The sequence below is a fragment of the Streptomyces polygonati genome (genome assembly GCF_042650325.1).
Lineage (GTDB): Bacteria > Actinomycetota > Actinomycetes > Streptomycetales > Streptomycetaceae > Actinacidiphila > Actinacidiphila polygonati.
On sequence record NZ_JBHSBB010000022.1, the window covers coordinates 131,634 to 138,861 of the forward strand.

The 7,228-nt window shown below is 72.7% G+C and carries 5 protein-coding genes; 3 read left to right on the top strand and 2 right to left on the bottom strand.

Features of this window, described 5'->3' with window-relative positions; genetic code table 11:
• Positions 1-17 precede the first annotated feature (17 nt).
• Complete coding sequence (locus ACFO3J_RS28060) at positions 18-2,009, top strand: discoidin domain-containing protein (RefSeq protein WP_386434991.1); 1,992 nt, start codon at positions 18-20, stop codon at positions 2,007-2,009.
• A gap of 113 nt (positions 2,010-2,122) precedes the next feature.
• Here ACFO3J_RS28060 and ACFO3J_RS28065 read toward each other — a convergent pair whose 3' ends face one another.
• Complete coding sequence (locus tag ACFO3J_RS28065) at positions 2,123-4,450, bottom strand: DEAD/DEAH box helicase (protein WP_386435032.1); 2,328 nt, start codon at positions 4,448-4,450, stop codon at positions 2,123-2,125.
• Positions 4,451-4,747: 297 nt separating this feature from the next.
• Here ACFO3J_RS28065 and ACFO3J_RS28070 point away from each other — a divergent pair, with 297 nt between their 5' ends.
• On the top strand, positions 4,748-5,611 hold the full coding sequence (locus tag ACFO3J_RS28070) for an NAD-dependent epimerase/dehydratase family protein (RefSeq protein ID WP_386434994.1): 864 nt from the start codon (positions 4,748-4,750) through the stop codon (positions 5,609-5,611).
• A gap of 41 nt (positions 5,612-5,652) precedes the next feature.
• The gene (locus tag ACFO3J_RS28075) at positions 5,653-6,051 is read left to right on the top strand and encodes a TOBE domain-containing protein (RefSeq protein WP_386434997.1); all 399 of its coding nucleotides are present in this window, start codon (positions 5,653-5,655) and stop codon (positions 6,049-6,051) included.
• 87 nt (positions 6,052-6,138) lie between these two features.
• Here ACFO3J_RS28075 and ACFO3J_RS28080 read toward each other — a convergent pair whose 3' ends face one another.
• Complete coding sequence (locus ACFO3J_RS28080) at positions 6,139-7,005, bottom strand: Fpg/Nei family DNA glycosylase (RefSeq protein ID WP_386435000.1); 867 nt, start codon at positions 7,003-7,005, stop codon at positions 6,139-6,141.
• Positions 7,006-7,228: the final 223 nt, after the last annotated feature.

Sequence of the window (7,228 nt, forward strand, 5' to 3'; positions counted from 1 at the left end):
ATCGGAGGAGAGTCCAGATGGGTGTGTCACGTCGTACGTTCCTGGGCACGGCGGCCGGAGGATCGGCCGCGGCCGGGCTGGCCGCGCTCGGCATGGCCGGGTCCGCGACCGCGGCCACCGTCAGCCCGGCCGCCAGCGGACCGGGTGATGTGGTCGGCAAGGTCACGGTGGGCTATCAGGGCTGGTTCGCCTGCATCGGCGACGGCGCCCCGATCAACACCTGGTGGCACTACAGCGCCAACGGGGGCCAGCCGCCTTCCCCGTCGAACACCACCATCGTGGCCTGGCCGGATGTGCGCGACTACACCAAGACCTACCAGTCGGCGTACGCGAACCTCGGCAACGGCCAGCCGGCCAACCTGTTCTCCTCCTACGACCAGCAGACGGTCGACACCCACTTCCTGTGGCTGCAGCAGAACAACATCGACACCGCCGCGCTCCAGCGCTTCAACCCCAATGGCAGTGAGGGCCCGACCCGCGACGCGATGGCGGTCAAGGTGCGCAGCGCCGCCGAGTCGCACGGCCGGAAGTTCTACATCATGTACGACGTCTCGGACTGGACGAACATGCAGTCCGAGATCAAGACCGACTGGACCAACAAGATGAAGGCGCACACCGCCTCATCGGCCTACGCCACCCAGAACGGCAAGCCGGTCGTCTGCATCTGGGGCTTCGGCTTCGCCGACAACCAGCGCCCCTTCGACGCCGCGTCGTGCCTGGACGTCGTCAACTGGTTCAAGTCGCAGGGCTGTTACGTCATCGGCGGGGTGCCGACCTGGTGGCGGACCGGCGACCGCGACTCCCGCCCCGGCTTCTCCGACGTCTACCACGCCTTCCACATGCTCTCGCCGTGGATGGTGGGCCGGATCGGGAACGTCTCCGACGCCGACAACTTCTACAACGTCGCCACCGTCCCCGACCTCGCCGAGTGCAACGCGCACGGCATCGACTACCAGCCGTGCGTACTGCCCGGCGCGGTCCTGCTGCGCCAGCGCGCCCACGGCGACTTCATGTGGCGGCAGTTCTACAACATGGTCAGGGCCGGGGTGCCGAGCGTCTACATCTCGATGTTCGACGAGTACAACGAGGGCAACCAGATCGCCAAGACCGCCGAGTCGCAGGCCTGGGTGCCCACCAACTCCGGGTTCCTGGCATTGGACGAGGACGGCACCGCCTGCTCCTCGGACTACTACCTGCGGCTGACCGGCGACGGCGGCAAGATGCTCAAGGGCCAGATCGCGCTCACCGCCACCCGCCCCACCCAGCCCGTCCTGTCCGGCGGCGGCGACACCGTCCCGCCGACCGCGCCGAGCGGTCTGCACGTCACCGCCCACACCAGCACCTCGGTGACGCTGGCCTGGACCGCCTCCACCGACAACGTGGCCGTGACCGGCTACCGCGTCCTGTCGGTCACCGGCTCGTCCACCAGCCCGGTCGGCAGCACCGCGGGGAACGTCACCAGCTTCACCGTCACCGGCCTGACCCCCGCCACGGCCTACACCTTCGACGTCCAGGCCCTCGACGCGGCGGGCGACATCTCCCAGCCGTCCAACCAGGTCTCCGTCACCACGGACGCGGGCACCACCCCGGCCACCAACCTGGCGCTGGCCAAACCCATGTCGGCCAGCAGCCAGACCCAGGTGTACTACCCCAGCAACGCCAACGACGGGAACCCCAACAGCTACTGGGAGTCGGCCAACAACGCCTTCCCGCAGTGGCTCCAGGTGGACCTCGGCGCTCCCGGGCAGGTCAAGCGACTGGTGCTCAAGCTGCCGCCGGCCACCGCGTGGAGCACCCGCACCCAGACCCTGACGGTGGCGACCGGCACCAGCACACCGCCGCTCAACTCGGTGGCCGGGGGCACCTTCACCTTCAACCCGGCGACGGGCAACACGGTGACGATCACCCTGCCGACGGCGGTCTCCGCCCGGTACGTACGGCTGAACTTCACCGCCAACAGCGGGTGGCCGGCCGCACAGCTCTCCGAACTCGAGATCTACAGCGCCTGATCCGAGCCGTCCCGCGCGGCCGGCCCCGGACCTTCCCGACCGGACCTCCCCGTCCGGTCCCGCCATGGGCCGGCCGCGCGCCCCTTCACCCCGGCCACGTGTTGTGCGGCGCCTTACGCGTCGTCGTCGCGCAGCGCGTGGTCGGCCTGTACGCGGCCGGCCTGCATGCTCCCGGCCGGCGCGTGGTCGGCCGGTGCGCCGGTCGCCACCGGGCCCTTGGCCAGGCTGACCCGGACGGCGCCCGGGACACCCGCTCCGGCCAGCCGCTGCTGCTCCGCCTCAACGACCAGCCGGGCCAGCGACTGCTCGGATATGTCCAGCGCCTCGGGAGCGGAGTCGGCGGTGTCGCTGAGCCGGGCGTAGGCGTCGAAAGCGCGGGACTTCCCGGCCAGGATCTCCAGTATCCGCTGGTCCACGCTGTCCGCGCCGAGCAGCCGGTGCACCCGCACCCGGCGGATCTGGCCCATCCGGTGGGCGCGGGCGATGGCCTGCTCCTCGGTCGTCGGCTTGATCTGCGGCTCGCACAGCACCACCACCGAGGCGGCCTGCAGATTGAGGCCGACCCCGCCGGCCTCGATCTGGGCCAGCAGCACCGCGTGGCCGGGCGCGGCGGTGAACTCGTCGGCCAGCCGCTGCCGTTCGGTGGCCGGTGTACTGCCGGTGATGGCACCGATCACCGGGGAGGACGAACGGCCCAGTGTGCCGGCCACCGCGTCCAGCACCGGGCGGAAGTAGGAGAAGACGACCACCTTCAGCTCGTGCTGGGCGGCTTCCCTGACCACTTCCCGCAGCCGCTGCAACTTGGCGGAACGGGCCGGATCGGCGTACGCGGCCCGGCGCATCGCCATGAAGTTCCCGGCGGCCACCGCCGCCCGGTAGGCCACCAGATCCGCCGTGGACAGCTCCTCCCACTCGTCGACCCTGACCAGCTCCGGCAGTTCGCTGAGCACATCGACCTGATTGCGCCGCAGATACGCCGGACCGACCGCCTTGCGGAACGCCTGCGGTCCGGCCGCCGCGAGACTGCGGCGCACCTGCGGCAGCAGCTCCGGGCAGACGTGGCCCACCAGATTGCGGAACTCCTCCACCCGGTTCTCCATCGGAGTGCCGGTCATCAGCAGGACACGGTCGGCCCGCTCCGTCCAGGCCACCAGCGCCTTGGACCTGGCCGCCTCCGGGTTCTTCACGTAGTGCGCCTCGTCGGCGACCAGCATGCCCAGCGGCTCACCGGGGGCGTCCCGCAGCGGGTCCAGGGCGCGCAGCGCGTCGTACGTGGTGACCGCGACATCGCCCTCGGCCAGCCAGTCCTTCAGCGCCAGCGCGCGGTCCGGGCCGTGCACGCGGTAGGCCCGCAGGGTGCTGCGGGACTCGATCTCGCGCAGCCAGCCGACCAGCACACTGGCCGGGCACACCACCAGGAAGTGCGTCTGCCCCTCCGCCTTGAGGTGGGCCATCGCCGCGATCGCCTGCACGGTCTTCCCCAGGCCCATCTCGTCGCCGAGCACCACCCGCCGCTGCGCCAGCGCGAAGCGGGCGCCGAACGCCTGATAGCCGCGCAGCGAGACCCGGCGGAAACGGTCGTCCAGCGGCTGGGCCCGCACCCGCTCGGCCAGCTCGCTGGGCAGGAAGCCCTGCGCCGCCGCGGCGTCGGGCGCCGGGCCGCCGAACTCGCCGAGCAGGCCGTGGAATTCGGCCGCCCGCAATTCGAAGTCGATCCACGCCTCGGTCACCGCGTCCGGTCCGGAGCCCGGTGCCCGCAGCAGATCCACCGACGCCTGGGTGAACATCAGACCGGTGCCGTCCGCCGCCGCGCCCCGCAGCACCTCGTCCAGCCGCAGCAGCGCCGCCCGGGCGCCGTCCCGCCGCTGCCGCCCGGCCACCAGCATCGTCAGCCGCCCCCGCGCGGGCCGGGCCGCCGCCATCAGCGCGGTCAGCTCCGCCTCCACCCGGCCCGCGGTCTCCCTGGCCCGCACGACCTGCGGCCCCGCCGCGACCAGCCGGTGCAGCGCCACCACCAAGGCCCCGCTCGCGGCGTCCCCGCGCTGATCGGCGACCAGCGGCACCGCGACCGCCTCCTCGACGGCCGCGGCGAGCTGCGCGGCGGCCGCCTGGGCCTGCGCGATCGTGGTCCGCCCGACCCCGGGCAACTGGCTCAACTCGTAGGCACTCGCCTCGTACACCCGGCCGACGGTCTCGTACCCGGCCTTCTCCAGCGCCCCGATCCGCAGCCGCCCCTCGGTGGCGTCCGCCAGCCGCGCGACCGGCATCACCGCCAACTCCCGCCGTACCAGCCCGTCCCTGATCGGCACCAGCGCCTGGGCCACCGCCTCGCGCGCCGCGTCGTAATCCCGGACGAGCTCCTGTGCGGCGCCCCGCAACGCCCCGGCCCGGGCCAGCACCGCGGCCGCCCCGCGCCCCACCGCCACGCCTGCTTCCACGATGCCCTCCCCTCACGCCGGTCCGGATCGACTCAGCGTAGGGGCACCCTAGGACACCGCCGGGCCCGCGCGGACGGGCCCGGGGACCGGGGTCCGCCCAGGACGGCTGACACGGCGTCGGCCCGGGGCTGCCGGAGCGGGCGGGAGCGGGCCAGCGGCGCAGGTGGGGTGGGCCGGACGTGTGGTTGTCCACAGGCCGAAAACCCGCTCCGGGGCGGCTGTGGCAAGCTGAGATCCTCTTCGGCGCCCGCCAGGAAGCGGCCGGACCGCCCGCATCGCGAGAAGTTACGGAGCCCACCCATGAGCACAGTCGCCGTCACCGGAGCCAGCGGAAAGACCGGCCAGGTCGTCGTCGCGGATCTGCTGGCCCACGGTCATGACGTGGTCGCGGTGGACATCGTGGCCGGCCCCGCCGACCGGGAGCGGATGGCCGTCATCGGAGCGCCCCTGCTGTGCGCCGACCTGACCGACTACGGGCAGGCGGTCGACGCGCTGCGGGAGGTCGACACCGTGGTCCACCTCGCCAACATCCCGGCGCCCGGCCTCTTCCCGGCCGCGCACACCCTCAACACCAATCTGGCCATGAACAACAACGTCTTCCTGGCCGCCGCCCACAACAAGCTCACCCGCGTGGTCTGGGCCTCCAGCGAGACCACCCTCGGCCTCCCCTTCGACACCCCGCCCCGCTACGCCCCGGTCGACGAGGAGCACTACCCCTTCCCCACCTCGACCTACGCCCTGTCCAAGACCGCCAGCGAGACCACCGCCGGCCACATCGCCGCCTGGTCCGGCATCCCCTTCGTCGCGCTGCGGCTGTCCAACGTCCACACCGAGCGCGACTACCAGCTCATCCCCGGCTACTGGTCCGACGCGCACTCCCGCAAGTGGAATCTGTGGGGATACGTCGACGCCCGCGATGTCGCGCTCGCCTGCCGCCTGGCCCTGGCCGCGCCGCTCAGCGGGTCCCCGGCCTTCGTCATCGCCGCCGCCGACACCATCATGAACCGCCCCTCCGCCGAACTGCTCGCCGAGGTCTTCCCCGGCGTCGAACTCACCCGGGAGCTGGGCACGTACGAGACCCTGCTGAGCATCGACCGCGCCCGCGACGCCCTGGGCTACGCACCGGAGCACTCCTGGCGCGACGTCCTGCACGAGGAGGCCTGACGGCGCGGCGCGTTCCCCGGCCCGGGCCCTATGGTGGCGGCATGCAGTCGTACACCATCGGGCAGGCCGCCCGCCTGCTGGGCGTCAGCCCGGACACCGCCCGCCGCTGGGCGGACGCCGGCCGTGTCGCCACCCACCGGGACGAAGGCGGTCGCCGGCTCATCGACGGCCGCGACCTGGCCGCCTTCTCGGTGGAGCTGGCCCAGGGCGGCGCGGAGGCCGACGCCGACCCGTCCTTCACCTCGGTCCGCAACGCCTTCCCGGGCATCGTGACGGCGGTCAAGCTCGGCGACGTCGCGGCCCAGGTCGAGATCCAGTCCGGCCCGCACCGCCTGGTCTCCCTGGTGACACGGGAAGCGGTGGAGGAGCTGGGCCTGGAGGTCGGCGCGGAGGCCGTGGCACGGGTCAAGTCGACGAATGTGCATATCGACCGGGTGTGAGCGGCGCCCGGCGACCGCGCCGCCGCCGGGCAGGGGCACCGCCGGCCCGCCCCGCCCCGCCCCCGCCCGGTACAGCTGCCGTTCCGGCTACTTCAGCAGCCGGGACAGCCGCCGGTCGGCCAGCGGCCTGCCGCCGGTCTGGCAGGTGGGGCAGTACTGGAGCGCGGAGTCGCTGAACGACACCTCGCGGATCGTGTCACCGCACACCGGGCACGCCTCGCCCTTGCGCCCGTGCACCCGCAGCCCGCTCTTCTTCTCGGCCTTCAGCTCGCGCAGCGGCAGCCCCCGGGAGCGTTCCACCGCGTCCGCCAGCGTCGTACCGATCGCCTCGTACAACCGGCCGACCTCCTCCTCGGAGAGCTTGGCGGCCAGCTTGAAGGGCGACATCCGGGCGACATGCAGGATCTCGTCCGAGTAGGCGTTGCCGATTCCCGCGATCACCCCCTGATCGCGCAGCACACCCTTGATCTGCCGCCGCTCCCCGGTGAGCAGCGCCCCGAAGACCGGCAGCGTGAACGCCTCGTCGAACGGGTCGGGCCCCAGCCGGGCCACCCCCGGCACCTCCTGCGGGTCCCGGACGACGTACACCGCCAGCTTCTTCTGCGTACCGGCCTCGGTCACGTCGAACCCGGTGCCCGCCGGCTCGGTGAGCCGCACCCGCAGCGCCAGCGGCCCCCGGCCCGGCCGGGGCGGCGCCTCCGGCAGCTTCTCGCTCCACCGCACCCACCCGGCGCGGGCCAGGTGCATCACCAGATACAGCTCGCCGGCCCGCAGCCCGAGGAACTTCCCGTACCGCTCCACCCCGTCGACGGTCCGCCCCTCGAAGGCGGTCACCGCCGGGTCGTATGTCTTCAGCGCGTGCACGGCCACGGGATGGACCCGGTCGACCGTCTTTCCGACCAGCTCTTCCCCGAGGAATCGGCTCAGCGCCTCGACTTCCGGCAATTCAGGCATTCCCCCAGTGTGCACCCACGCCCCGGCCGCCCGGCCCGCCCCGTTTTGTCGTGTGTCCTTCCTCACCGTGGGGCAGGGCGGCTCGTACTGTCGCCGTGGGGGGCCTCCACCCCGGGGCATCCGTCGCCGCGGACGCCGCCGGGCCCATCGCTCCACCGGGAGTCTCAATGATGAAGTCAAGCCGATTGCGCGGCCGGCCGCTCGGGGGTGAAGACCCGGTTGT